Origin of the sequence: Paracoccus sp. PAR01 (assembly GCF_014851995.1) — a bacterium.
Taxonomy (GTDB): domain Bacteria; phylum Pseudomonadota; class Alphaproteobacteria; order Rhodobacterales; family Rhodobacteraceae; genus Paracoccus; species Paracoccus litorisediminis.
Map to the genome: position 1 here is coordinate 26,398 of NZ_JACVAW010000009.1, position 23,375 is coordinate 49,772.

Genomic DNA, 23,375 nt, shown 5'->3' on the forward strand with positions numbered 1-23,375 from the left:
GTCGCAAGGTAAACCGGGGAAAACTGCCTTCTTCTTCCCGTCTGCCCGATATGTTACGGCTGCATGAAACAACTTGCGGATAGCACGGATGAAGATTGCCGTAGCAGGCTTGGGTTACGTCGGCATGTCGATCGCCGTCCTTTTGGCCCAGCACAACAAGGTCGTCGCTCTGGATGTGAATGCGGGTCGCGTCGAGCAGGTCAATGCCCGCCGCTCGCCCATCGAGGACGTCGAGATCAGCCAGTGGCTGGCGGAAAAGGCGCTGGACCTGACCGCCACCACCGACGCGGTTCAGGCGCTTGAGGGCGCGCATTTCGTCATCATCGCGACGCCCACGAATTACGATTCGCGCACCAACCATTTCGACACGTCCAGCGTCCAGCAGGTCATCGAACTGGCCCGGACCCATGCGCCCGAAGCCACCATCGTGGTCAAATCCACCGTCCCCGTCGGTTTCGTGACCGAGATGCGGGCGCGGTTCGGCTATGACGGGATCATGTTCTCGCCCGAGTTCCTGCGTGAAGGCCGGGCGCTGCATGACAACCTGCATCCCTCGCGCATCGTGGTGGGCGATCACAGCCCGGAGGCGCATGAGATTGCCGAACTGCTGGTGCAGGGCGCGATCCGCAAGGACATGCCGGTCCTGTTCACGGGCGCGGTCGAGGCCGAGGCGATCAAGCTGTTCTCGAACACCTATCTTGCGCTGCGCGTCGCCTATTTCAACGAACTCGACAGCTACTCCATGTCACGCGACCTGAACACGCGCGAGATCATCGAGGGCGTCGGCCTCGATCCCCGGATCGGCGCGCATTACAACAATCCCAGCTTCGGCTATGGCGGCTATTGCCTGCCCAAGGATACCAAGCAGCTGCTGGCCAACTACGATCAGGTGCCGCAGCAGCTGATCGCGGCGGTGGTGGAATCCAACCGCACCCGCAAGGATTTCATCGCCGACCAGATCATTGCCCGGCAGCCCAAGCTGGTTGGCGTCTATCGGCTGGTGATGAAGGCAGGCTCGGACAATTTCCGCGACAGCTCGATTCAGGGCATCATGAAGCGGATCAAAGCCAAGGGCATTTCCTGCATCGTCTATGAACCGGTGCTGAAAGAGGACCATTTCTTTCACAGCCCGGTCGTGCGCGATCTGGCGCAGTTCAAGCAGCAGGCCGACCTGATCATCACCAACCGGATCACGTCCGAGCTCGCCGATGTCGCGGACAAGGTCTATACGCGCGATCTGTACGGGGTCGATTGATGCGCGTTCTGATCACGGGTTCGGCCGGGTTCATCGGCTATCATCTGGCGCAATTGCTGCTGGACGAAGGCGCCGAAGTGATCGGGCTGGACGCCCATGACCCCTATTACGACCCGGCCCTGAAGGAAGCGCGCGAGGCGCAGTTGCGCGCCCGTCCCGGCTTCACCGCGATCCGCGCCCGCGTCGAGGAACCCGGCCTTCTGGCCGATCTGTTCGCGACCCATCGCCCGGATATGGTGGTGCATCTGGCCGCGCAGGCGGGCGTGCGCCATTCCATCGACAATCCCCGCGCCTATCTGCAGTCGAACATCATCGGCACGTTTGAACTGCTCGAGGCTGCGCGGGCACATCCGCCGCGCCATCTGCTGCTGGCCTCGACCAGTTCGGTCTATGGCGCGAACAAGGACATGCCTTACCGCGAGACTGACAAGGTCGATGCGCAGATGTCCTTCTATGCCGCGTCCAAGAAATCGACCGAGGCGATGGCCCATAGCTACGCCCATCTGTTCGGCCTGCCGGTGACGATGTTCCGCTTCTTCACCGTCTACGGACCATGGGGACGGCCCGACATGGCGCCTTGGCTGTTCACCAACGCGATTCTGGCGGGGCAGCCGATCAAGGTCTTCAACCACGGCGATATGCGGCGGGATTTCACCCATGTCGCCGATCTGGTCCGCGCGATCCGCCTGCTGATGGATGCGGTCCCCGGCGACACACCCGTCGGCCCCGAGGACAGCCTGTCCCCGGTCGCGCCGCATCGCGTGGTCAATATCGGCAATGGCGCGCCGGTCGAGCTGATGGACTTCATCGCCGCGATCGAATCGGCCACCGGGCGGGCGGCGATCAAGGACATGCAGCCCATGCAGCCCGGCGACGTGCCTGCGACCTGGGCCGATACCACCTTGCTGCGCCGCCTGACCGGCTATGCGCCGCAAACGCAGGTTGCGCAGGGCGTCGCCGATTACGTCGATTGGTTCCGCAGCTATTACGGATGACCCTTGCGGGGCGCGGGCTTCGGCCCTAGGTTGTCGTCACAATTTCTACACTTGGGGAGTCCCGCAACGGGGCTGAGAGGTGCCAGGCACCGACCCATCGAACCTGATCCGGGTCATGCCGGCGTAGGGAAGGGTAGAGCGCCTTGGCCGGGTCCCCCGGTTTCGTGCGCGCATATCCCCCAGACCGCATGACCCGCTGATGACGAAAGGCGGGCCATGACATATCCCATCGCCCTGACCATTGCCGGCTCTGACAGCGGTGGTGGCGCGGGCATTCAGGCGGATCTGAAAAGCTTCTCGGCTTTGGGGGTCTATGGCGCATCCGTGATCACAGCGATCACAGCGCAGAACACCCGAACCGTCGCTGCGGTCGAATCCGTCAGCCCCGGCATGGTCGCGGCCCAGATCGACGCGGTTTTCGGCGATCTGGACATTCGCGCCGTCAAGATCGGCATGGTCGGCGGTCCCGAGCGGATCGCGGCAGTCGCCGACCGGCTGAAGGTCTTTCAGGAGGCCAGCCCCTTTCCCATCGTCCTCGACCCGGTGATGGTGGCGAAATCGGGCGATGCGCTGCTGCCCGATCAGGCCGTGACTGCGCTGCGCGACTGCCTGATTCCCTTGGCCACCGTGCTGACCCCAAACCTGCCCGAGGCTGCCCGGCTTCTGGACCTTGCCCCGGCCGACACGACCGAGGCCATGCAGGAACAGGGTCAGGCGCTGCTGGCCCTTGGCGCAACCCATGTGCTGATGAAGGGCGGACATGCCTCGGGCGACATCTGCACCGACCTGCTGATCGGGCCGCAACCGCTGGCCCTGTCGGCCCCGCGCCAGAACACCCGCAACACGCATGGCACGGGATGCTCGCTGTCCTCGGCCATCGCGGCGGGTCTGGCGCAGGGGATGGACGTCGCCGAAGCCGTCACCCGCGCCCATCGCTGGCTGCAAGGCGCGATTGCCGCCGCCGATGACCTGTCCGTCGGGCTGGGTCACGGCCCGGTCCATCACTTCCACGCGCTATGGGGACAGTCATGACCGAAGTCACCATCCTTGGGGCCGGGGTCATGGGCCTGTCGATCGCCACCGAACTGGCCTCGCGCGGGCTGACGCCGCGCCTGATCGATCCGGCAGGCAAGCCCGGCGCGCATGCCTGCAGCTGGCGCGCGGGCGGCATGCTCGCCCCCTATTGCGAAGCCGAAAGCGCCGAGCCGGTCGTGGTTCGCCATGGCCTTGGCGCTGCGGATTGGTGGCAGGCGCAGGGCGTCGAGGTCACCCATCGCGGCACGCTGGTCCTTGCCCCGTCACGCGACCGGGCCGAACTGGACCGCTTTGCCCGCATGACCGAAGCCCATTCCCCCGTCGATGCCGAGACCATCGCCACGCTGGAACCCGAGCTTGAAGGCCGCTTTGCCCGCGGCCTGTTCTTCGGCACCGAATCCCACCTGAACCCGCGTGAGGCGCTGCGCGTCCTGCGCGACCGGCTGGCGGAAAAGGGCATCGAAATCGAAACCGACGCCGCACCCACCGGCCTGACTGTCGATGCGCGCGGCCTGTCCGCCCGCGACGAACTCAGCGACCTGCGCGGCGTCCGCGGTGAGATGCTGGTCCTGCGCTGCCCCGAGGTGAACCTGACCCGCACCGTCCGCCTGCTGCATCCGCGCATCCCGCTTTACATCGTGCCGCGCGGCGAAGGCATCTACATGATCGGCGCGACCATGCTGGAAACCGGCGGCAAATACCGCGTCACCGCCCGGTCCGCCGTCGAGATGCTTTCCGCCGCCTATGCCCTGCATCCCGGCTTCGCCGAGGCCGAGATCCTCGAGCTTGGCTCGGACGCGCGGCCCGCCTTCCCCGACAACCTGCCCCGCCTGCGCCGGCGGGGGAACACGCTTTATGCCAATGGCCTTTACCGCCACGGCTACCTTCTGGCCCCCACTGTCGCCCGCATGGCCGCCGATTACATCACCACGGGCCAACGACCGGAGTTCATGGATGAAGATCACCCTTAACGGCGAGGCCCGCGATCTGGCCGGGCCGACCGTGCAGGACGCGCTGGTCCAGATCGGGCTGGGCGAGGCCAAGGTGGCGACCGCGCTGAATGGCGGCTTCCTGCCCGCGCCGTCGCGCGCGGCCACGCAACTGAAGAATGGCGACGCGCTGGAAGTCGTGGCGCCAATGCAGGGGGGCTAGGATGCCTGTCTTTTACGGAACCCATGTCGACAGCCCGCTGATGCTGGGGACAGCACTTTACCCCTCGCCCGCCATCATGGCCGAGGCATTCCGCGCATCCGGCGCGGGCATCGCCACCGTCAGCCTGCGCCGCGAGGGCGGCGCCGGTCAGGACTTCCACAACCTGATCAAGGGCCTGAACGTCCCGGTCCTGCCCAATACTGCCGGTTGCCACTCGGTCCGCGAGGCCGTGACCACCGCCCAGATGGCGCGCGAGCTGTTCGACACGCCTTGGATCAAGCTGGAGGTCATCCGCGACGATGACACGCTTTGCCCCGACGTGATCGCCTTGGTCGAGGCCGCGCGGATCCTCTCCGATGACGGCTTTCAGGTCTTTCCCTATTGCACCGAGGATCTCTCGGTCTGTGGGCGTCTGCTCGATGCAGGCTGTCAGGTGCTGATGCCATGGGGCGCGCCGATCGGCTCGGGCCGGGGGCTGAACAATCCCTACGGGCTGCGCTCGGTCCGGGCTCATTTCCCCGATGTGCCTCTGGTCGTCGATGCCGGGATCGGCCTGCCCAGCCACGCCGCCCAAGCGATGGAACTGGGCTATGACGCGGTGCTTCTGAACACCGCCGTCGCCAAGGCAGGCGACCCGGTCGCCATGGCCCGCGCAATGGCACTGGCGATTCAGGCCGGGCAACTGGCCCATGCCGCAAACCCGATCGAGGCCCGCGACATGGCCGCTCCCTCGACCCCCGTCTTCGGAATGGCAGTACTCGGATGAGCTTTCCACGTTTCTACCCGATCTTCGACAGCGCCGACTGGATCGCGCGCGCCCTGCCGCTGGGTGTGAAGCTGGTCCAGATCCGCATCAAGGATGTGGATGGTGACCAACTGGTGCAGGAACTGACCCGCGCCCGCGATCTGTGCCACGCGCATGGTGCGACGCTGGTCGTGAACGATCACTGGCAAACCGCCATCGAGCTGGGTTGCGACTTCATCCATCTCGGCCAAGAGGATCTGGACGTGGCCGACATCCCGGCCATCCGCCGCGCCGGGATGCGGCTGGGTCTGTCGACCCATGACCATGCCGAACTGGACCGCGCACTGGCGCTGGCCCCGGATTATATCGCACTTGGCCCGGTCTGGCCCACCATCCTGAAAAAGATGAAATGGGAACAGCAGGGGCTGGAACGCGTCAGCGAATGGCGCAAGCTGGTGGGCGATACACCGCTGGTCGCCATTGGCGGCGTGACCCCGGAACGCGCGACTCTCGCCTATGCGGCGGGTGCCGACATTGCCTCGGCAGTGACCGACATCACCCTGAATCCTGATCCCGAAGGCCGCATCCGCGAATGGCTGCGGGTGGCCGCATGAGCCGCCATGCCCGCCAGATCATCCTGCCCGAAGTCGGGGCGATGGGTCAGGCGACCATTGCCGCCGCCCATGTCCTGATCGTCGGCGCGGGCGGGCTGGGCGTCCCGGCGCTGCAATATCTGGTGGGCGCGGGCATCGGCCGGATCACCCTGATCGATCCCGATACCGTCGAGGAATCCAACCTGCACCGCCAGCCGATCTATTCGATGGCGGATATCGGCCAGCCAAAGGCACAGGCCGCAACTGGCTTCGCGGCCCGGCTGGACCCCAACGTCACGGTCAGTGCGCTGGTCGAACGCCTGACCCCCGCGAATGCTGCGGATCTGGTCGCTGCGGCGGATATCGTGCTGGACTGCGCCGACAGCTACGCCGCCAGCTACACCCTGTCGGATGCCTGCCTTGCGGCGGGCGTGCCGCTGATCTCGGCCTCGGCACTGGGGCTGTCGGGCTATGTCGGGGGCTTCTGCGGCGGTGCGCCCAGCCTGCGCGCACTGTTCCCCGACCCGCCCGACAGCGGCCAGACCTGCGCCAACGCCGGTGTGCTTGGCCCGGTCGTGGGGATGCTGGGCTGCCTTCAGGCGCAGATGGCTCTGGGCGTACTGCTGGGCCTGCAGCCCTCGCCGCTGGGCCAGTTCACCCGGCTGGAGCATGGCCGCTTCACCCAGTTCCGCTTTGACGGCGCACCCGAAAACGACGGCCCCCGGTTCATTGCGCCCGAAGACATCCGCAACGGTGATCTGGTCATCGACCTGCGCCCTGCCGATGAGGCCCCGCGCAAGGCCACGCCCGACGCCTTGCGCGATCCCGGCTACGGCCCGACCGGCCCCCTGCCCGAACCCGGCCAGCGCATCGTGCTGGCCTGCCGCTCTGGCCTGCGCTCATGGCGCGCAGCCGAAGCCCTGTCCCGCCGCTGGAACGGCGAGATCACCCTGCTTGCCCTTGGAGGAGACACATGAAGCATTTCGCCCTGACCGCCACGCTGGCCCTGCTGGCCCAACCCGCACTGGCCGCAGATAAGGTCACGCTGATGCTGGACTGGTTCGTGAACCCCGACCATGCCCCGATCATCGTCGCGCAGGAAAAGGGCTTCTTCAAAGATGAGGACCTCGAAGTCGAGATCGTGGCCCCCGCCGATCCCGCCGATCCGCCAAAGCTGGTCGCTGCAGGCAAGGCGGATCTGGCGATCAGCTACCAGCCGCAGCTGCATTTGCAGGTGCATGAGGGCCTGCCGCTGAAGCGTGTCGGCACGCTGATTGCAACGCCGCTGAACTGCCTGATGGTCAAGGCCGACGGCCCGGTCCAGAAGATCGAGGATCTGAAGGGCAAGAAGATCGGCTATTCGGTCTCGGGGGTGGAAGACGCGCTGGTCGGACAGATCCTGAAATCCGCAGGCCTGACCATGGCTGACGTGGAAATGGTCAATGTGAACTGGTCGCTCTCGCCCGCCCTGATCGCCGGTCAGGTCGATGCCACGATCGGCGCCTATCGCAATTTCGAGCTGACCCAGATGCGTCTGGAAGGCGCCGAAGGGAAATGCTTCTTCGTCGAGGAACAGGGCGTTCCGACCTATGACGAGCTGATCTTCGTCGCCAATTCGCAGGTTCTGGACAAGGCCAAGACCCAGCGCTTCCTGCACGCGGTCGAGCGCGGCGCGCAATATATGGTCAACCACCCCGACGAGGCATGGGAGCTGTTTTCCGGCACTGCCCCCGACCTCAAGGACGAACTGAACGCCGCGGCGTGGAAGGACACCCTGCCCCGCTTCTCGCAAAGCCCCGCCGCCTTGGATCAAGGACGCTACGCCCGGTTCGAGACCTTCCTTCATGAGGCCGGGTTGGTCGACAGCGTGCTGCCGGTCTCGGAACTGGCCGTGGATCTGGGGGCGCAATGAGCTACGGTCAGACCTTCGCCAACTGGCGCGATGCGGCATCCGATTGGGACGCCTATACCCGCCACCCGTTTGTTCAGGGCATGTGCGACGGTACGCTGCCACGCGCCGATTTCCTGACCTACCTGGTGCAGGATTACCTGTTCCTGATCCATTTCTCGCGCGCTTGGGCGCTGGCAGTGGTCAAGGCAGGCGATCTGGATGAAATGCGCGCCTGCTCGGCCACGGTCCATGCGCTGCTGGACCATGAGATGTCGCTGCATGTCCAGACCTGCGCGGAGGCGGGCATCGACATTGAGGCTATGACCCGCACGCCCGAGGCGATGACCAATATCGCCTATACGCGCTATGTCATGGATGCGGGTCTGTCGGGCGATTTCCTTGACCTGCTGGCGGCATTGATGCCCTGCGTGTTGGGATATGGCGAAATCGGCACGCGACTGGCACGCGAGGCCGCGAACGACACCCCCTATCGCGACTGGATCGAGACCTATGCCGGTCCCGAATATCAGCAGGCCTGCGCCAAGGCAGGCGCGCTTCTGGACAACGCGATCCGCAAGCGGCTGGGCGACAATCCCGAAGCCCTGCCCCGCTGGACCGCGCTGCGCGAACGCTTCGCCACGGCGACCCGGCTTGAGGTCGCCTTCTGGGATCTGGGCCGGGCATGACCATCGCGCGGGTCCGGGGACAGGCATGGGTCGGCGATACGCCTCTTTTCGCGCCCGTCGATCTGACGCTGGCAGAAGGCGGCTGGACCTGCCTGCTGGGCCCCTCGGGGGTCGGCAAGTCGACGATCCTGCGCCTGATCGCCGGGCTTGAAACCGGCGCGCGTTTCGACGGCGAGGTCACTCGCAGCACCCCCGTTGCCCTGATGGCGCAGGACCCCGGCCTGATCCCTTGGCTGGGTGTCACCGGCAATGTCACCATCGGCGCCCGCCTGCGTGGCGACCTTCCGGCTTCTTTCTTGCCTAAATATCCCGGGGGACGCCGCTCTGGCCCCATTGAGGGGCCGGAGTGGCGGGGGGCAGAGCCCCCTGCCGACCCCATCACCCGCGCCAGGACCCTGATCGACGCGGTTGGCCTTGGCGACCGTGCCGATCACCTGCCCGCCAACCTGTCTGGCGGACAACGCCAGCGCGTGGCTCTGGCCCGAACCCTGTTCGAGGACCGGCCATTGGTCCTGCTGGACGAACCCTTTTCGGCGCTGGATGCAAGAACTCGGGCGCAGATGCAGGACCTGTCGGCGCGGCTTCTGGCCGGACGAACCGTCCTGCTGGTCACCCACGACCCGGCCGAGGCCGCGCGCCTGGGCGACCGCATTCTGTTGCTGCGCGAAGAAGGCCTGACCGAATGGCCCGTCCCCATGCTCCGCCCACAAGGCGCGGCCCGGCCCTATGACGCACCCGAGGTGTTGACCCTGCAGACCGACCTGATGCGGGGAATGATGGCATGAGAACGGTTCTTGCCCTGATCGTCACCGTCCTTGTCCTGTGGCAGGGCGTCATCTGGCTGGCGGGCATGCCGCCGTTTCTGCTGCCCTCGCCCGGCGCGGTAGCCGAGGCACTATGGCTGAACCGCGCGGAAATCGCGCGCCATGCGGGCTTCACACTGGCCGAGGTCATGCTGGGTTTTCTGCTGGGTTCGGTCCTTGGCGCGGGACTGGCCATCGCCATGGGATTTTCGGAACGCCTGACCGGCGTACTGCGCCCGATCCTGACCTTCAGCCAGACCATCCCGGTCTTTGCGCTGGCCCCGATCCTGACACTGTGGCTGGGCTTTGGCATGGCCCCAAAGATCGCGGTGACGGTGCTGATCGTGTTCTTCCCGGTCGCCTCGGCCTTTCTTGACGGACTTGGCCGCACGCCGCAGGCGGCGCTGGATCTGGCACAGGTCATGGGCGCGTCCCGCGGGCGGATCATGCGCCACCTGCGTATTCCAGCGGCTCTGCCGCAACTGGCCACCGGACTGCGGCTGGCGGCGGTCTATGCGCCGATCGGCGCGGTCATCGGCGAATGGGTCGGCGGCGCGCGCGGCCTTGGCGCGCTGATGATCCATGCCAATGGCCGGATGAAGACCGATCTGGTCTTTGCCGCGCTACTGGTCCTGTCGGTGATGACGGTGATCTTTGCGCGGCTGGTCGCGATGGCGCTGGCACGGGCATGGCGGCGCTACGGGGTGTAACCTTGCCCGCTTACAGGTAGCGGGCAGCCTCGGCCAGATCCTGCGGGGTATTGAGATTCATGAACGGATCGAACGGATTGCTGTCAAAGACAGCCCGGCCCGGATTATAGGCCGCGGCGAATTGCCCGGTGCGGTGCAGACCCGATTCCAGCGCTGCACGCAGGTCATCCGCGATCGCCACCGGCCACAGCCCGCAGGTCGGGTGATCGCGCAACTCTCCGGTTTCATCGGCGCTGGCCGCGACTGCCAGTCCCGAGCGACCCCGCGCCTCGCACAGGCGATGGACCAGATCCAGCGGCAGGAACGGCGTATCCACGCTGACGCTGACCACCGCATCGGCACCCAGCGCCGCCGCCCACTCCATCCCCGCCAGAACCCCGGCCAGAGGCCCCGGAAAGCCCGCAAACCCGTCCGAGATCACTGGCACGTCGTAATCCTCGAACTGGTCGGGATCGCCATTGGCGTTGACCGCTACAGCGCTGCATTGCGGGCGCAGCCGGCCCAGGACGCGCGAGATCAGGGTTTCCCCTGCCAGCAGGCGCAGGCCCTTGTTGCCCCCGCCCATTCGGGTCGACAGCCCTCCGGCAAGGATGACGGCGGGCGGCAGGCTCATTTCAGGCCAGCCTGAATGGCACGGGCAAGGGCGAACACCCTTTGCTCAAGGATGACCGGGGTTTCGCAGACATAGGTCAGCGATTGCTGGCGGTCCTGAAAGATACGCATGTCCCAGTCGAGTTGCTTTTCCTGCTCATCGATGGCGTCGAAATCGGGGCTTGGAGCCTTTTCCATCTCGGCCATCTTGGCGCGATGATCCTCGATCCTTTTGGCAAGGTCCACCTGCTTGTGGCCATAGCGCGCGATCCCGGAAATCAGCGCCGAACGCTGCGGCTCGATCCGGTCGAGGACGGCGACCATCAGCGCGGTCAGTTTCGCATTGTCCGCCTGCGCGGCAAATGTCCCGATCTCGGCGGTGGCCTGATCGATTGGCAGGCGGCGCTGCTCCAGCCGGTCGGCCAGGTGCGCGATATCTGGCGAGCGGGCCAGTTCGCGAACGGCATCGTCAGGCTCGGGCCCGGTCCACATCTGGCCCAGCGACAGATGCGGCTGCTTGCGCTGGATGCAGGGCCAGTCGGGATCGGTGCCGGATTCGGCATGGGCGACCCCCGTGGCTGCCAAGGACACCGCGAATATCAGAAACTTCATGCTCCCCCCTTTCTGCGTGCCCACAGCCCCTTGGCCGGATCATACATGAAGACCGCCGCGCCAAAGAACAGGATCAGGCACCCCGTCACCACCAAGAAGGACAGAAGATCGAACTGTCCGTAAAGCGCAAATCGGATCAACTCCACCGCATGGGTGAAGGGATTGATGGCGCAGATGTCATGCAGCAGGGTCGAGCTTTCCCGCATCCGCCACAGCGGGTAAAGCGCGGTCGAGGCAAAGAACATCGGGAAGATGACGAAGTTCATCACGCCCGCGAAATTCTCAAGCTGCCGGATGGCCGAGGACAGGAACAGCCCCATCGCCCCCAGCATCAGCCCCGACAGGATCAGCGCCGGCAGCACGGTCAGATATCCGATCGGCGGCGGTTCCACATCCCAGAACCATGCGATCGCAAGGAAGGTGTAAACCTGGATGATCGACACGATCACCCCTGCGACCAGTTTCGACCCCAGCAGGAACCAGCGTGGGAAGGGACTGACCAGCAGGGTGCGCATCGCCCCGGTCTCTCGGTCATAGACCATCGACAGCGAGGATTGCATACCATTGAACAGCTGGATCATCGCAACCAGACCGGGGGTCACATAGACCTCGTACAGCACATAGGTCTGGTAGGGCGGCGTGATCGACAGGCCCAGCACCGCACGGAACCCGGCGGCAAAGATGAACAGCCAGACCAAGGGGCGCACCAGCGCCGCAAGGAAGCGGCCGCGCTGATTGACGAAGCGCAGCGTCTCGCGCCGGGCAATGCCAAGAAAGGCCGTCAGCCACATGCGCGGGGTCAGGGCGTGGCTCATGCGTCTTCCCCTGTCAGGCGCAGGAAGGTGCGGGTCAGGTCGTCGCCCTTGGTGACCTCATCCGTCCGGCCCGAGGCCAGAACCTGCCCCTTGTGCAGGATGACCAGCCCGTCCTCGGGGCGGATTTCATCCATGATATGCGTGGCCCATAGCGCCGAGACCCCCTGACGGGTCAGGTCGCGGGTCAGGGCCACCACTTCGGCGCGGGATTTCACGTCCAGACCCACGGTCGCCTCATCCAGCAGCAGGATCTCGGGTCGGTGGATCAGGGCGCGGGCGATTTCCGCCCGGCGCTGCTGACCGCCCGACAGCGCCGAAACCCGGACGCCCAGCTTGTCCGAAAGACCGACCAGCGCCATCACCTCGGTCGCGCGGTCGCGGGTCTCGCGCCGGGTGATGCCATGCAGGGCGGCGTGATAGTCAAGGTTCTGCGCCACGGTCAGGTCGGCATCCAGCGATCGGGACTGGAACACCACCCCCAGCCGGGCCAAGGCCGCGCCGGGTTCGCGCCGCAGGTCATGGCCCGCGACCTCGATCCGGCCCGAGGTGTTGTCGTAAAGCCGGGTGATCAGGGAAAACAGCGTTGTCTTGCCCGCGCCATTCACCCCCAGAAGGGCGGTGAAGCTGCCGCGTGGCACGGTCAGCGAGACATTTTTCAGCGCGTGGAACGCCCCGAAATTATGGCTGACATTCTGGATGGAAAGCGCGTCTTGCGGCATTTTTGGCGGGCGCGGGTCGGGCCCGCACCCCCTTTGCGGTTATTGGATGTTGAACACTGCCTGCTGGGTTTCGCCATGCGAGCCGGGAATGGACAGCGTATAGCGTCCCGGCACAATCGCAACGAAACTGAGCGAGGCGGTGCCGGCATCGTCGAATTCCAGCGAATGGACCCCCATCGGACGGATCTCGATATCGTTGATGACGATCTCATTGACCCAGACCGCGCGGAAGAAGTCGCCACCCGACAGCGCCAGTTCCTGGCTGCCATCGGCGGTGATGTCGATGCGGTAATAGCCGCCCGATTTCAGCTTGTATTCCGCGCTGGCAACCGGCTTGCCCGAGGCCAGAGTCAGCGGCGCAAGCTGGGTGCGGTTGTCGCGGGCCAGCATCCCCGAGAAACCATAGTCGAATTTTGCGGCGGCCTCATGCACGCCGTCAGCGGCAGCCTCGGCTTCTTCCTCCTCTCCCTCCTCCATCTCGGCGGCCTGAGCCGCGGCATCCTCGGGCTTGGGCTTGGGGGCTTCCTGAGCATAGGCGGGGGCGGCAAGGCCGGCCATCAGCATCAGGATCGTCAGCAAACGGGTCATCTGTTCCTCCTCCGTATTTGATTTGTCAGTTCGGCGCGACCACCACGCCCCAAGGCTGCTGCCCTACCGGGATGGATTTCACGACCTTGTTCGCCGCCACATCGATCACCGACACGTCGTTCGAATTGCCGTTCGTCGTGAACAGGTATTTTTCGTCCGGGGTGAAGCCCATCTGCCAGACGCGCTGACCGACCAGCAGGTAATCCTCGACCTCATCGGTTTCGCCATTTATGACGGCGACGCGGTTGGCGGGGCCAAGCGCCACGAAAACCTTCTTGCCATCCTTGGTGACGCGCACGCCGACCGGCTGGATCGCCTCGGGCAGGACGCCGGGGATGTCGAAGCTGATCTTCTTTTCAATGGTCTGGGTTTCGGGATTGATCACGCTGACCGTCCCGCCGATTTCCGAGCTGACGTAAAGCTTGGTCCCCGCATCATTGTACTGGGCAAAGCGCGGGCGACTGTCGACCAGCACATTGGCAAAGATTTCAAACGTCTCGGAATTGATGAAATGCGCCATGTTGGTGGTTTCCGAGGTGTTGATGACCACCTTGCCATCGGGGCTGATGCCCATGCCCTCGGGTTCGACCCCAACCGGGATTTCCGCCAGCATCTTGTGGGTCTTGGTATCGACCACGGTCACCAGGTTGTCGTCCTCATTGGCGATATAAAGCGGATTGCCCGAGGGGTGCAGGACGAACAGTTCGGGATCGGGACCGGATGGCAGGGTGTGGGTTTCCTCCATCGTCTCGGGGTTGAAGACCCGCACCAGATCGTCGTCCGAGGCGCAGACATACAGTTCCTTGCCGTCGGGGCTGATGGTGATGCCGCGCGGACGCGCACCGACCGGGTAATGGCCGATCACCTCCAGCGTTTCGCTGTCCAGAACGGTGACGTCATTGCCCTTTTCATTGCTGACAAAGACACGGTTCGCCAAGGCGGGCGTGCCCAGCCCAAGGCAAATCGCCGAGGTCAGGATGGCTGTCGAAAGATGGTTCATCTTTGGCCTCAGAATTTGCATTGGGTTTCGGGACGGTCGATGCCCAGCGTGTCCAGCGCCGAGGTCTGGTGCAGATACTGGTCCTGCGGGCTGACCGAGGCGGTCACGTCCCCGGTGGTCAGCAGGATCGGCTGGCGCAGCTGGTGGTCCCAGTCGCGCATGGTCAGCTTCTGCCCCTTGAAGCCCGCGACCTCGAAGCGGTCGGACAGCATGAAGTCCTTGAGCGTGGCAGATTCCGTGCTGTTCGTGCGCGTCGCGGCCTCGCCGATCATGCGCAGTGCCAGCCAGGTCTGGTAGTCCTCGTCCCTCATGGTGCGGGTGGCAAGCTTCTCGAACCGGTTCTGGAACTGGGTCGCGCCCCATGCCTCAAGCGAGGGGTGCCACGAATGCGGCACCAACCCGGCCGAGCCGACCACCGGCCGCGCGTCCCATGTCTGATAGGGCAGCCACAGTGCGAAGATCCCCGCCTCATCCGCCGCGACGACGACGTGATGCTCCTTGGCGCGCTGGGTAAAGACCGGCATCTGTTGCTGGACCTGCACATGGCCGCTGTCGCTGCGCCGCCCGCCGCCAGTGTCCTCATAGATGCGTTCCTCGACGATCTTGGCACCGAATTTCGTGGCGGCGCGGCGATAAGCGTCGGCCAGCGCGATGTCCTCGGGGTGGCTGCCCGAGATCAGGAACCAGTCGCTCCATTTCTTCCACATCAGGAACTGCGCCAGCCCGTCCGCCATCATCGCGTGGCTGGGCGCGGTGTGGATGGTGTTGAAGCGGCAATCCGCGCCGCGCAACCGGTCGCCCTTTGCGCGGGCGTTGAAGATCAGCGCGCGATCCCCGGCCTGATCGGCCAGTTTCAGGGTGTTTTCCTCATCGGCAAGCGTGACGATGAAACTGATACCCTCGGCCAACAGCTTGTCCAGTTCCGCAGCCGCGGTCTGTGGCGTCGCGGTGATCTCCAGCGCTTCGAAATCCTGCCCCATGAAGCGGCCGGTGGTGTCGTTATCGTCGATGGCCAGCCGCGCCCCTGCAAAACCCAGATCCGCGGGCGGCGTATCCAGCCGCGAGATCGGCGGCAGTTCGTTCATGTCGACGCGCAGCACCGCCGCGCGCACGGTCTGCGCAGGTTTTTGCGCAGCCTGCTGCGCCATGGCCGGGCCAGTCGCACACAACCCCGCCAAAAGTATGATGATTCTGCCTTTCATCCCCGTCCTCCCCGTCGCATCATGGCGGGCGAAAGCGCCCCCGCCAACCCGGCAAACACCCCGGGTCGACCCGGGGAAAATCACCCGATACGTTTGTCGTAGTGGACGCGCTGCAATGCGGCGGGCAAGGTCGGCACAAGCCGGGCGCCGGTCCCATTCGCCGCCCGCGACTTTCGGGAGGAGACTGAAGGATGAAGCGATTTCTGGCCCTGACCCTTGGCGCGACGCTGGCGCTGGCAGGGGCGGCGCATGCGCATGGTCCGGTACGGCTGAAGCTGGAACTGGATCAGAAACTGAACGCCACGCCCGACGAAGTCTGGGCCGCCATCGGCAAGTTCGAGGATATGGGCTGGCATCCCGCCATCGCCAAGACCGAGATCACCGGCGATGGCTCGGTCGACCAGCCCGAGAAGTCGACCCGCATCCTGCATCTGAAATCCGACGCTGGCGATCCGACCATCACCGAGGTCCTGTCCAAGATCCAGCCCGACAAGCGCTGCTATTCCTACCGCATCGAGGCGGTCGAGGTCTCGGTCCTGCCGGTGACGAATTACGCCTCGACCATCTGCGTCAAGGATGAGGGCGGCAAGGCCACGGTCGCATGGCGGGGCGGCTTCTATCGCGGTTTCCCCAATAACGAGCCGCCACCGGATCAGAACGATGAGGCCGCGATCGCCGCCGTCACCGGGATCTATCAGGCAGGACTGGACGCGCTGGCCGAAAGGTTCGGCAAGGCGGAATGATCCGCCCGGCCGCGCTGGCGCTGGCGGTATTCGGGGCCGGATCGGGGCATGCTGCCGATCTGGCCTTTGTCACCTCGCAGAATGCCGAAACCGTCAGCATCGTCGATCTGACGACGGGTGCGGTTGTGGCCGAAACCCCGATCCCCGGTGCGCCCGCCCCGGTCGCCTATGACCCGGCGCGGGGGCGGGCCTATGTCGTCTCGGCCAAGACCGGGGATCTGACTGTGCTGGATGAAAGCGGCACTATCCTGCGGCAGCTGGATCTACCCGAAGGGGCTTTCGGCATCGTCCCGGCTGCAGATGGCGGGTTGTTTCTGACCGAATGGTATCAGGGTCAATTGATCCGACTGGACGGGGCGCTGAACCCGGTCTGGTCCGTCCCGACCGGGCGCGCCCCGGCTGGGGTCGCTGTGGATGGGGAGCTGGTGGCGACGGCGGATCGGGATGACGATCAGGTCTCGATTTACGACGCCGCCACGGGCGCGTTGCGGGCACGCGTCGCCGTTGGCAAGCATCCCTATGCAGTGGCGTTTCATGACGGACGGCTGTGGTCGGCAGATGTGCAAAGCGACACGGTCAGCGTCGTCGATCCAGTTGCGGGCAAGCTGATCAGACAGATCCCGACCGGCAGCCATCCTTACGGCGTGGCCTTTGCGGGCGGACGGGGCTTTGTCACCGACCAATATGCCGGGACCGTCACCGTCTTTGACCCCAAGGATCTGACCGTCATCCAGACGCTGGATACCGGCGACTACCCCGAGGGCATCGCCACCCTGCCCGACGGCTCGGGCGTGGTGGTCGCACATTGGGATTCGAACACGCTGGTCTGGATCGACGCCGCCACCCTGTCAGTTACCCGGGAGATCGAGCTGCCCGACGGCCCCCGCGCCTTTGGCAATTTCACGGGGCGACAGCGGTGATCAATTCGCGTCCAGCCGCCTGCCAGCCATCGCTGCCTGCCGGGTACCAGATCACGCCGGAATAGCCCAACTGGACGGCGCGCTTGCCGGCATTCCAGCTCATCCAGCAATCGGTACGGCAGAACAGCACGACCGGCTCGGCTTTGTCACCCTTGGTCGCGTTCTCCAGCCCCTCGGCCAACCGGGTTTCCTCGACCGAGGAGATGCGGTCATAGCCGGTGTCGTAAAGCCATGTCGCACCGGGAATGGTCATATGCGGCGGAGCGTTCCAGATCGTGCCTTCTGGCAGGCCATCGGGACGCTTCTGGCGCGGCATCACGTCAAGGAAAGGCACACCCTGGTCATGCAGGACCAGCGCCTGCGGCGTGTCCACCACCCGCGCGCCAGAAAGCGTCGCGGGCACCGGGGATTTGTAGGGCTCACCGTGGAAGTCCTGCGGCTCAGGCACCTGCGCCTGCGCCATGGCGACGCTTAGGATCAGCGCCAGCGCCGCCAGCCGGATCATGGCTTCAGCCCTTTGCCATAGTCATCAAGGATCGGGACACCCGCATCGCGCAGGATCGCATCGATGCCGTCCTGATTGCGGCGGATCAGGCTGTTCAACTCTCGTTTCCAGCTATCCTCGCCCAGCCGGACGCCCATGGTGATGCGGTAGAACATCTTGGGGCCGGTGGTCTCTTTGACCAGCGGCGTGAACTGCAATTCGGGATCGGCCTTGACCAGCGGTCCGGCCAGCGGCCCCCACAGCACGGCAGCCGCCAGTTCGCCGGATTTGACCTGCGCCAGCATGTCGCCCACGGGATTCTCGACCCGGCGGTCCACGAACAGGTCCCAGCCCTTCATGTTCTTGGCCAGCCCCGCCCGTGCCATGTTGGTCGCCGGAGGCGTGCCCGCGATCACGCCGATGGGCTTGTCCTTCAGCGCCGGGTCCTCAAGCAGGTCCACGCTTGCCAGCGGACTGTCCTTGCGGGTCACGATCCCATAGGCCGAGGTGTAGTAGTGGTTGGTGTTCAGGACCATCTCATCGCCCTGAGCATAGCCGATGACGATGTCGCACAGCCCCGCCCGCAGGGTCTTGCGGATAAAGCCCGAGCCCTGCGGGAACCAGGTATAGGTCACCGGCAGGTTCAGCTTTTCGCCAAGGAAGGTTGCGATCCGGTTCTCGAACCCCGAGCCGTCCTCGGAGGACATCGGCACCGCAGCCGGGTCGGCGCAGACGCGCAGCTCGGTGTGGGAACGCAGATCGGCGACCTGCGCCGATGCGGCCGAGGCCGCGACGCAGGCCGCCATGATGGCGGACAGAAGAAAGGGTTTCATCATCCTTCCATGCAGGAGTTTTCCTGCGCTGTGAAATCGTCCGACTTGGCTTCCTTCTTGGCCGGGCGACCGCGCGGCAGATCGCCCACGCCGCGTGCCAGAAGATAGACATAGATATCGTCGATATAGCACCAAACGTTCTTGTTGGTGCCGAATGCCGGCATCACCAGGTTGGCGGACGTGTTCACGTCCTGCTTGCCCGAGGCGACGATTTCCTGAAACTTGTAATAGTCCAGTGTCTGCACCGAGTTCTTCAGCGCCGGGGCATAGGTCGAGCCTTCGCCGTCCGGGCCATGGCAGACATGGCATTCCGCCGAATAGCGCCGATAGCCCGAGAAGGTGGCATAGTCGATCGTGCCATCCTCGGCGATCTTGAAGGTCGGGATGTCCTCGGCGGTGTACCAGCGGCCGTTTTCCATATGGTCGGGCGTCATGTCCTGACCGTTCTGCAGCACCAGCTTGCCGCCTGCTGCGGCGGGGGCCGCGGGCGCTGGCTGAGCGGGCGCGGCTGCGGGCGCTTCGCCCGAAGTGGCAGCTGCCGCCCCTGCTCCGGCCTGCGCCGGAGGCGTCGTGTTGTCCTGCGCAACGGCCGTCTGGGCCATGGCGGTCGTCGCACATGCGACACAGATCGCCATCAGTCTGGCGGTCGTCCTGTTGATCATGAATATTCCTCCCTACTCCGTCCCTGAACAGGACGGGGCCGCCCCAAGGTTATCCTTGGAGCGGCCCTTTTCGAGTCACAGTTTGTTATTCGGCACCAAAGTATGAGGTCAGCCGGGCAGCTCGAACACGGTCAGCTGGCCGCCCAGTTCGGTATATTGCGACAGCGCCGCATAACCGCCCACGGCACCCAGACCTTCGTTCGGGTTGGTCAGGCCAGCGGCCAGACCGATGCCCGCCCAGCCACCGACACCGGACAGGATGGCGATGTACTGCTTGCCGCCATGCTCATAGGTCATGACGTTGCCGATGATGCCCGACGGGGTCTTGAACTTGTAAAGTTCCTTGCCCGTCTCGGCGTCCACGGCCTTCAGGTAGCCTTCCAGCGTACCGTAGAAGACCACGTCACCCGCAGTCGCCAGCGCACCCGACCAGACCGAGAACTGTTCCGGCAGCGACCACTTGATCTCGCCCTTGGTGTTGTCCCAGGCGATGAAGTTGCCCATGCCGCCATGGCTGTTCGGCGCGGGGAACATCGAGAGCGTCGCACCGACATAGGGCTGACCGGCGGTATAGGCCACGCGGAACGGCTCATAGTCCATGCAGACGTGGTTGGTCGGCACGTAGAACAGGTTGGTCTTGGGCGAGAAGGCCGCCGGTTGCTGGTCCTTGGTCCCAAGCGCGGCCGGGCAGATGCCGGTCGAGTTCACGTCCTCGCCGTTCTGTTCGGTCGAATACTGCGCGACCACGGCGGGACGGCCGAAGGTTTCCGAGTTCGGGTCCATGTCGACGCCAGTGGTCCAGTTCACCGCCGGATCGTATTTCTCGGCCACCAGCAGTTCGCCGGTTTCGCGGTCCAGCGTATAGCCAAGGCCGTTCCGGTCGAAGTGGGTCAGAAGCTTGCGTTCCTTCCCGTCGCGGGTCTGGTTGGTCAGGATCATCTCGTTGATCCCGTCGAAGTCCCATTCGTCATGGGGCGTCATCTGGTAGAACCACTTGGCCACCCCGGTATCCGCGTCGCGGGCCATGATGGTCATCGACCATTTGTTGTCGCCCGGACGCTGTGCCGGGTTCCAGGTCGAGGGGTTGCCGGTGCCGTAATAGACCAGGTTCAGCTCGGGGTCATAGGAATACCAACCCCAGGTGGTGCCGCCGCCGATTTTCCACTGATCACCTTCCCAGCTTTTCAGCGAGCTGTCGGCGCCGATCGGCTTGCCCAGAACGGTGGTCTTTTCCGGATCGACGAGCATTTCGGCATCCGGGCCGGTCGAATAGGCTTTCCAGAGCTCCTTGCCATCGGCCAGGCTATAGGCGGTCACGCGGCCACGTACGCCGTATTCACCACCCGAGACGCCGACGATGACCTTGTCCTTGACCGGCAGCACGGTCGCGGTGTTGGTTTCGCCGATCGCCGGGTCGCCGGTCTTGACCGACCATTTGACCTCACCGGTCTTGCTGTCCAGCGCCACCAGCGTGGTGTCGGCCTGATGCAGCAGGATCATGCCATCGGCATAGGCAAGGCCGCGGTTCACGGTGTCGCAGCACATGACCGCGATGACGTTCGGATCCTGCTGGGGTTCATAGCGCCACAGGATCTTGCCGTTATCGTTCAGGTCCAGTGCAAAGACGTTGTTCGGGAACGGGGTGTGGACGAACATCACATCCCCGATGACCAGCGGCGAGCCTTCATGGCCACGCAGCACGCCGGTCGAGAACGTCCAGGACACCCGCAGGTCCTTGACGTTGTCCTTGTTGATCTTGTCGAGCGTCGAATAGCGGGTATTGGCATAGTCGCCGGTCTGGATCGCCCATTGCTGGGGTTTCGCGATTTCTGCCATGACGCTGTCATTGGCCAGCGCAGACGAGCCGGACAACAGCAGCGCCAAAGTGGCGCCCTTCAGCAGTCTTTTCATGATTATCCCTCCGCTTGCTGGCCAGCGCGACTCCTCCTCGCGGGGTGGCCATCCGAGGGTAAGTGTTCGTGCCCGCTTGTCTTTACGTCAACGAAGCCGACAGGACCGTAACACCAAAGTCTTAGGGAAAAACGGCAAATCCAATAGGAATTCCCCCTGCATGGTGCAGGGGGAAAGCGCCCATGCGATCAGGCAAGCCTTTCGGCATGCCAGCGGACGTGATCGGCCATGAAGGTCTGCACAAAGAAGTAGCTGTGGTCATAGCCCTGCTGCATGCGGAACTCGCCGGGTTGGCGACGCTCGGCCATGGCATGGGCCAGGGATTCGGGCTTGAGCAGGTTCAGGAACTGGTCGCTGGAACCCTGATCGATCAGGATCTCGCGGGGGAAGCCGCGTTCGCGCATCAGAAGAGTCGCGTCATGGGGTGCCCACGCAGCACGGTCCTCGCCCAGATAGGCGGTGAACTGCTTGCGGCCCCAATCGGATTCGGTCGGATTGGCGATCGGCGCAAAGGCCGAGACCGACTTGTAGCGCTCTGGGAAGGTCATCGCGATGGTCAGCGCGCCATGGCCGCCCATCGAATGGCCGGTGATGCCCTGCGCATCGCGGTCCAGCGGAAAGTTGGAGAAGACCAGCTCGGGCAGTTCATGGGTGATGTAGTGCCACATCTTGAAATGCGGCGCCCACGGCTTCTGCGTGGCATCGACATAGAAGCCTGCGCCCTGCCCCAGATCATAGGCCTCATCATTGGCGACTCCTTCGCCGCGCGGCGAGGTGTCGGGAAAGATCAGCGCGATACCGAATTCAGCGGCCCATTCCTGCGCCCCGGCCTTGGTCATCGCGTTTTCATGGGTGCAGGTCAGGCCCGACAGATACCACAGGACCGGGACCTTGCCGTATTCGGCCGCCGGGGGAAGATAAACCGCGAAGGTCATCTCGGTGCCGGTGGCCTCGGATTTGTGACGATAGACGCCCTGCGTCCCGCCGAAACTGCGGTTTTCAGAAACGGTGTCGAATTTCATCTGTCTATTCCCTCGGGCAGATCGAATGCTGCGGCCAATCGAAATCAAGCCGGGCTTCGGGGCAACCGTTAATCTCCGGATCTGCACCAAATTGGCGGTATACGCGCCAAGTGGCAGCAGCGCCACGCGCAACCAAGAATAGCCAAGGCCGGAAAGCAGCTTAGACGAATCGTGCTAATGTCCCGAAAGTATCGGCGATAAGGAACATTTTATGTCCGCAAGACGCAGATCTATTTCCTTTGCCCTGTTCGGCGCCGCCCTAGGCTTCGCCACTATCGCCACCGGACCGGCGAAGGGTTTCGACTTCAATATTTTTGTCGACCCCGAGGACAACTATATCGACGCCTCGGCCTTTCTGGCGCGGGGCGGCTTTATCCCGGTCCCGGTCATCATCACCGAGCCTGCCGTGGATGGCGGCTTCGGGATCATCGGTCAGTTCGTCCGCACCCCCGAACATCCCGGAGACCAGCCGCCGCGCACCATGATCGGCATCGCCAAGACCGGGAACGGCTCTACCGCCGGGGGCATCCTGCGCAGCGGCAACATGCGGGATGGCAGCGTCCGCTACAAATACGGGTTCGGGGCGGCCGACATGACCATGCCGATCTTTCCCTTCGGGTTGGACCAATCGGTCGACTATCACAACAAGAACCTTGCCGGCTTCGCCAATATGCGAATGCGGCTGGGTGAATCCGATTTCTGGGCCGGACCGCGGCTGATCTATCGCCAGACCGACGTATCCCTGGGCGAGGACGCGGATCTGGGCCCCGTCGCATCGCGTGTGCGCGACCAGATCAACAACCTGTTCGATTCCAAGCAATATATCGCCCTTGGCGCGTCGCTGCATTACGATACCCGCAACAATCCGCTTTCGCCGACGGATGGCATCAATGGCGTGCTGAGGCTGGATTTCTATGACGACGCCTTTGGCAGCGATGCGGATTTCAGGGTCGGTCAAGGCGCTTTGGCCAGCTTCACGCCCTTTGGCGAGGATTGGAGCCTTGGCATCCTGTCGAAATACAAATGGACCAACGGCGACAACCCGTTCTTCACCCTGCCCTCGGTCGACCTGCGCGGTGTGCAATCCGGTCGCTATTCGGGCGATGCGGCCTATAGCACCGAGGTCGAGCTGCGGCGGCAATTCACCCCGCGTTGGGCGGGCGTCGTGTTTGGCGGTTATGGCGAAAGCTTCGTGTCGCACACCAAGCTTTACGATGCCGAGGGTGACATCTGGGCCTATGGCGCGGGCGTCCGCTACAAGCTGGCCCGCAAGATCGGGCTGGATGTCGGGCTGGATCTGGCCAAGGGGCCGGAGGAATCGATCTTCTACATCCAGTTCGGCCATGCATGGGGCCGAGACATGGACTGAATGGCTTCGCGGGACGGACCCTACAGCCCGTCCCGCCAA

27 protein-coding genes and 1 riboswitch are annotated in these 23,375 nt (G+C 64.5%); of the genes, 15 read left to right on the forward strand and 12 right to left on the reverse strand.

Going from position 1 to position 23,375, the window contains the following annotated elements:
- Positions 1 to 88: 88 nt before the first annotated feature.
- The 12 genes from IB235_RS14475 (at position 89) to IB235_RS14530 (ending at position 9,865) form a co-directional block, all read left to right on the forward strand.
- On the forward strand, positions 89 to 1,255 hold the full coding sequence (locus tag IB235_RS14475) for a nucleotide sugar dehydrogenase (RefSeq protein ID WP_192337307.1): 1,167 nt from the start codon (positions 89 to 91) through the stop codon (positions 1,253 to 1,255).
- Complete coding sequence (locus IB235_RS14480; protein ID WP_192337308.1) at positions 1,252 to 2,250, forward strand: NAD-dependent epimerase/dehydratase family protein; 999 nt, start codon at positions 1,252 to 1,254, stop codon at positions 2,248 to 2,250. The genes IB235_RS14475 and IB235_RS14480 overlap by 4 nt, the downstream gene beginning before the upstream one ends.
- 42 nt (positions 2,251 to 2,292) lie before the next feature.
- Positions 2,293 to 2,397: riboswitch (TPP riboswitch) on the forward strand.
- Positions 2,398 to 2,466: 69 nt separating this feature from the next.
- Positions 2,467 to 3,282 (forward strand): bifunctional hydroxymethylpyrimidine kinase/phosphomethylpyrimidine kinase, encoded by an 816-nt coding sequence (gene thiD / locus IB235_RS14485; RefSeq protein ID WP_192337309.1) that lies wholly within the window; start codon positions 2,467 to 2,469, stop codon positions 3,280 to 3,282.
- Positions 3,279 to 4,256, forward strand: a complete 978-nt coding sequence (locus IB235_RS14490; protein WP_192337310.1) for an FAD-dependent oxidoreductase — start codon at positions 3,279 to 3,281, stop codon at positions 4,254 to 4,256. Before thiD ends, IB235_RS14490 begins: the two co-directional genes overlap by 4 nt.
- Positions 4,240 to 4,437, forward strand: a complete 198-nt coding sequence (thiS, locus tag IB235_RS14495; RefSeq protein ID WP_192337311.1) for a sulfur carrier protein ThiS — start codon at positions 4,240 to 4,242, stop codon at positions 4,435 to 4,437. The genes IB235_RS14490 and thiS overlap by 17 nt, the downstream gene beginning before the upstream one ends.
- A gap of 1 nt (position 4,438) precedes the next feature.
- Positions 4,439 to 5,203 (forward strand): thiazole synthase, encoded by a 765-nt coding sequence (locus IB235_RS14500; RefSeq protein WP_192337312.1) that lies wholly within the window; start codon positions 4,439 to 4,441, stop codon positions 5,201 to 5,203.
- Entirely contained in the window at positions 5,200 to 5,796 is a 597-nt protein-coding gene (locus IB235_RS14505; protein WP_192337313.1) for a thiamine phosphate synthase, read from the forward strand. Before IB235_RS14500 ends, IB235_RS14505 begins: the two co-directional genes overlap by 4 nt.
- Positions 5,793 to 6,752 carry a HesA/MoeB/ThiF family protein gene (locus tag IB235_RS14510; RefSeq protein ID WP_192337314.1) on the forward strand — a complete coding sequence of 320 codons (960 nt, stop codon included), beginning with the start codon at positions 5,793 to 5,795 and terminating at the stop codon, positions 6,750 to 6,752. Before IB235_RS14505 ends, IB235_RS14510 begins: the two co-directional genes overlap by 4 nt.
- Entirely contained in the window at positions 6,749 to 7,687 is a 939-nt protein-coding gene (locus tag IB235_RS14515) for an ABC transporter substrate-binding protein (protein WP_192337315.1), read from the forward strand. Before IB235_RS14510 ends, IB235_RS14515 begins: the two co-directional genes overlap by 4 nt.
- Positions 7,684 to 8,352 carry a thiaminase II gene (tenA, locus tag IB235_RS14520; protein WP_192337316.1) on the forward strand — a complete coding sequence of 223 codons (669 nt, stop codon included), beginning with the start codon at positions 7,684 to 7,686 and terminating at the stop codon, positions 8,350 to 8,352. Before IB235_RS14515 ends, tenA begins: the two co-directional genes overlap by 4 nt.
- Positions 8,349 to 9,137, forward strand: coding sequence for an ABC transporter ATP-binding protein (locus IB235_RS14525; RefSeq protein WP_192337317.1), 789 nt, complete (start codon positions 8,349 to 8,351; stop codon positions 9,135 to 9,137). The genes tenA and IB235_RS14525 overlap by 4 nt, the downstream gene beginning before the upstream one ends.
- A complete protein-coding gene (locus tag IB235_RS14530; RefSeq protein WP_192337318.1) occupies positions 9,134 to 9,865 on the forward strand; it encodes an ABC transporter permease in 732 nt (243 codons plus the stop codon). The genes IB235_RS14525 and IB235_RS14530 overlap by 4 nt, the downstream gene beginning before the upstream one ends.
- Before the next feature lie 10 nt (positions 9,866 to 9,875).
- On the opposite strand, the gene mobA is transcribed toward IB235_RS14530, so the two are convergent.
- Genes mobA through IB235_RS14565 form a run of 7 tightly spaced genes read right to left on the reverse strand, consistent with a single transcriptional unit; the run spans position 9,876 to position 15,338 of the window.
- Positions 9,876 to 10,478, reverse strand: coding sequence for a molybdenum cofactor guanylyltransferase MobA (gene mobA / locus IB235_RS14535; protein WP_192337319.1), 603 nt, complete (start codon positions 10,476 to 10,478; stop codon positions 9,876 to 9,878).
- Positions 10,475 to 11,068: a hypothetical protein gene (locus IB235_RS14540; RefSeq protein WP_192337320.1), complete on the reverse strand. Its 594-nt coding sequence runs from the start codon at positions 11,066 to 11,068 to the stop codon at positions 10,475 to 10,477. Before IB235_RS14540 ends, mobA begins: the two co-directional genes overlap by 4 nt.
- Entirely contained in the window at positions 11,065 to 11,883 is an 819-nt protein-coding gene (locus IB235_RS14545; RefSeq protein ID WP_192337321.1) for an ABC transporter permease, read from the reverse strand. Before IB235_RS14545 ends, IB235_RS14540 begins: the two co-directional genes overlap by 4 nt.
- On the reverse strand, positions 11,880 to 12,602 hold the full coding sequence (locus IB235_RS14550) for an ABC transporter ATP-binding protein (protein ID WP_192337322.1): 723 nt from the start codon (positions 12,600 to 12,602) through the stop codon (positions 11,880 to 11,882). Before IB235_RS14550 ends, IB235_RS14545 begins: the two co-directional genes overlap by 4 nt.
- Before the next feature lie 39 nt (positions 12,603 to 12,641).
- The gene (locus IB235_RS14555) at positions 12,642 to 13,190 is read right to left on the reverse strand and encodes a hypothetical protein (RefSeq protein ID WP_192337323.1); all 549 of its coding nucleotides are present in this window, start codon (positions 13,188 to 13,190) and stop codon (positions 12,642 to 12,644) included.
- Positions 13,191 to 13,215: 25 nt separating this feature from the next.
- Positions 13,216 to 14,190: a YVTN family beta-propeller repeat protein gene (locus IB235_RS14560; protein WP_155039162.1), complete on the reverse strand. Its 975-nt coding sequence runs from the start codon at positions 14,188 to 14,190 to the stop codon at positions 13,216 to 13,218.
- 8 nt (positions 14,191 to 14,198) lie between these two features.
- Positions 14,199 to 15,338 (reverse strand): ABC transporter substrate-binding protein, encoded by a 1,140-nt coding sequence (locus tag IB235_RS14565; protein ID WP_225612341.1) that lies wholly within the window; start codon positions 15,336 to 15,338, stop codon positions 14,199 to 14,201.
- 245 nt (positions 15,339 to 15,583) lie between these two features.
- On the opposite strand from IB235_RS14565, the gene IB235_RS14570 reads away from it, so the two are divergent.
- Both IB235_RS14570 and IB235_RS14575 read left to right on the forward strand, forming a co-directional pair.
- Positions 15,584 to 16,135: an SRPBCC family protein gene (locus tag IB235_RS14570; protein WP_192337325.1), complete on the forward strand. Its 552-nt coding sequence runs from the start codon at positions 15,584 to 15,586 to the stop codon at positions 16,133 to 16,135.
- Entirely contained in the window at positions 16,132 to 17,055 is a 924-nt protein-coding gene (locus IB235_RS14575) for a YncE family protein (protein ID WP_192337326.1), read from the forward strand. The genes IB235_RS14570 and IB235_RS14575 overlap by 4 nt, the downstream gene beginning before the upstream one ends.
- Here IB235_RS14575 and IB235_RS14580 read toward each other — a convergent pair.
- From IB235_RS14580 to fghA, 5 genes are all read right to left on the reverse strand, one after another.
- Entirely contained in the window at positions 17,036 to 17,560 is a 525-nt protein-coding gene (locus tag IB235_RS14580; protein WP_192337327.1) for a PQQ-dependent catabolism-associated CXXCW motif protein, read from the reverse strand. The two genes, IB235_RS14575 and IB235_RS14580, sit on opposite strands and share 20 nt — an antisense overlap.
- Positions 17,557 to 18,375, reverse strand: coding sequence for a substrate-binding domain-containing protein (locus IB235_RS14585; protein ID WP_192337328.1), 819 nt, complete (start codon positions 18,373 to 18,375; stop codon positions 17,557 to 17,559). Before IB235_RS14585 ends, IB235_RS14580 begins: the two co-directional genes overlap by 4 nt.
- Positions 18,372 to 19,034, reverse strand: a complete 663-nt coding sequence (locus IB235_RS14590) for a c-type cytochrome, methanol metabolism-related (protein WP_192337329.1) — start codon at positions 19,032 to 19,034, stop codon at positions 18,372 to 18,374. The genes IB235_RS14585 and IB235_RS14590 overlap by 4 nt, the downstream gene beginning before the upstream one ends.
- 108 nt (positions 19,035 to 19,142) lie before the next feature.
- On the reverse strand, positions 19,143 to 20,945 hold the full coding sequence (locus tag IB235_RS14595) for a methanol/ethanol family PQQ-dependent dehydrogenase (RefSeq protein WP_155039156.1): 1,803 nt from the start codon (positions 20,943 to 20,945) through the stop codon (positions 19,143 to 19,145).
- A gap of 188 nt (positions 20,946 to 21,133) precedes the next feature.
- Positions 21,134 to 21,967: an S-formylglutathione hydrolase gene (fghA, locus tag IB235_RS14600; protein ID WP_192337330.1), complete on the reverse strand. Its 834-nt coding sequence runs from the start codon at positions 21,965 to 21,967 to the stop codon at positions 21,134 to 21,136.
- Between the two features lie 211 nt (positions 21,968 to 22,178).
- Between fghA and IB235_RS14605 the strand changes: the two genes are divergently transcribed.
- Entirely contained in the window at positions 22,179 to 23,336 is a 1,158-nt protein-coding gene (locus IB235_RS14605) for a hypothetical protein (RefSeq protein WP_192337331.1), read from the forward strand.
- The last annotated feature ends 39 nt before the right edge of the window (positions 23,337 to 23,375 follow it).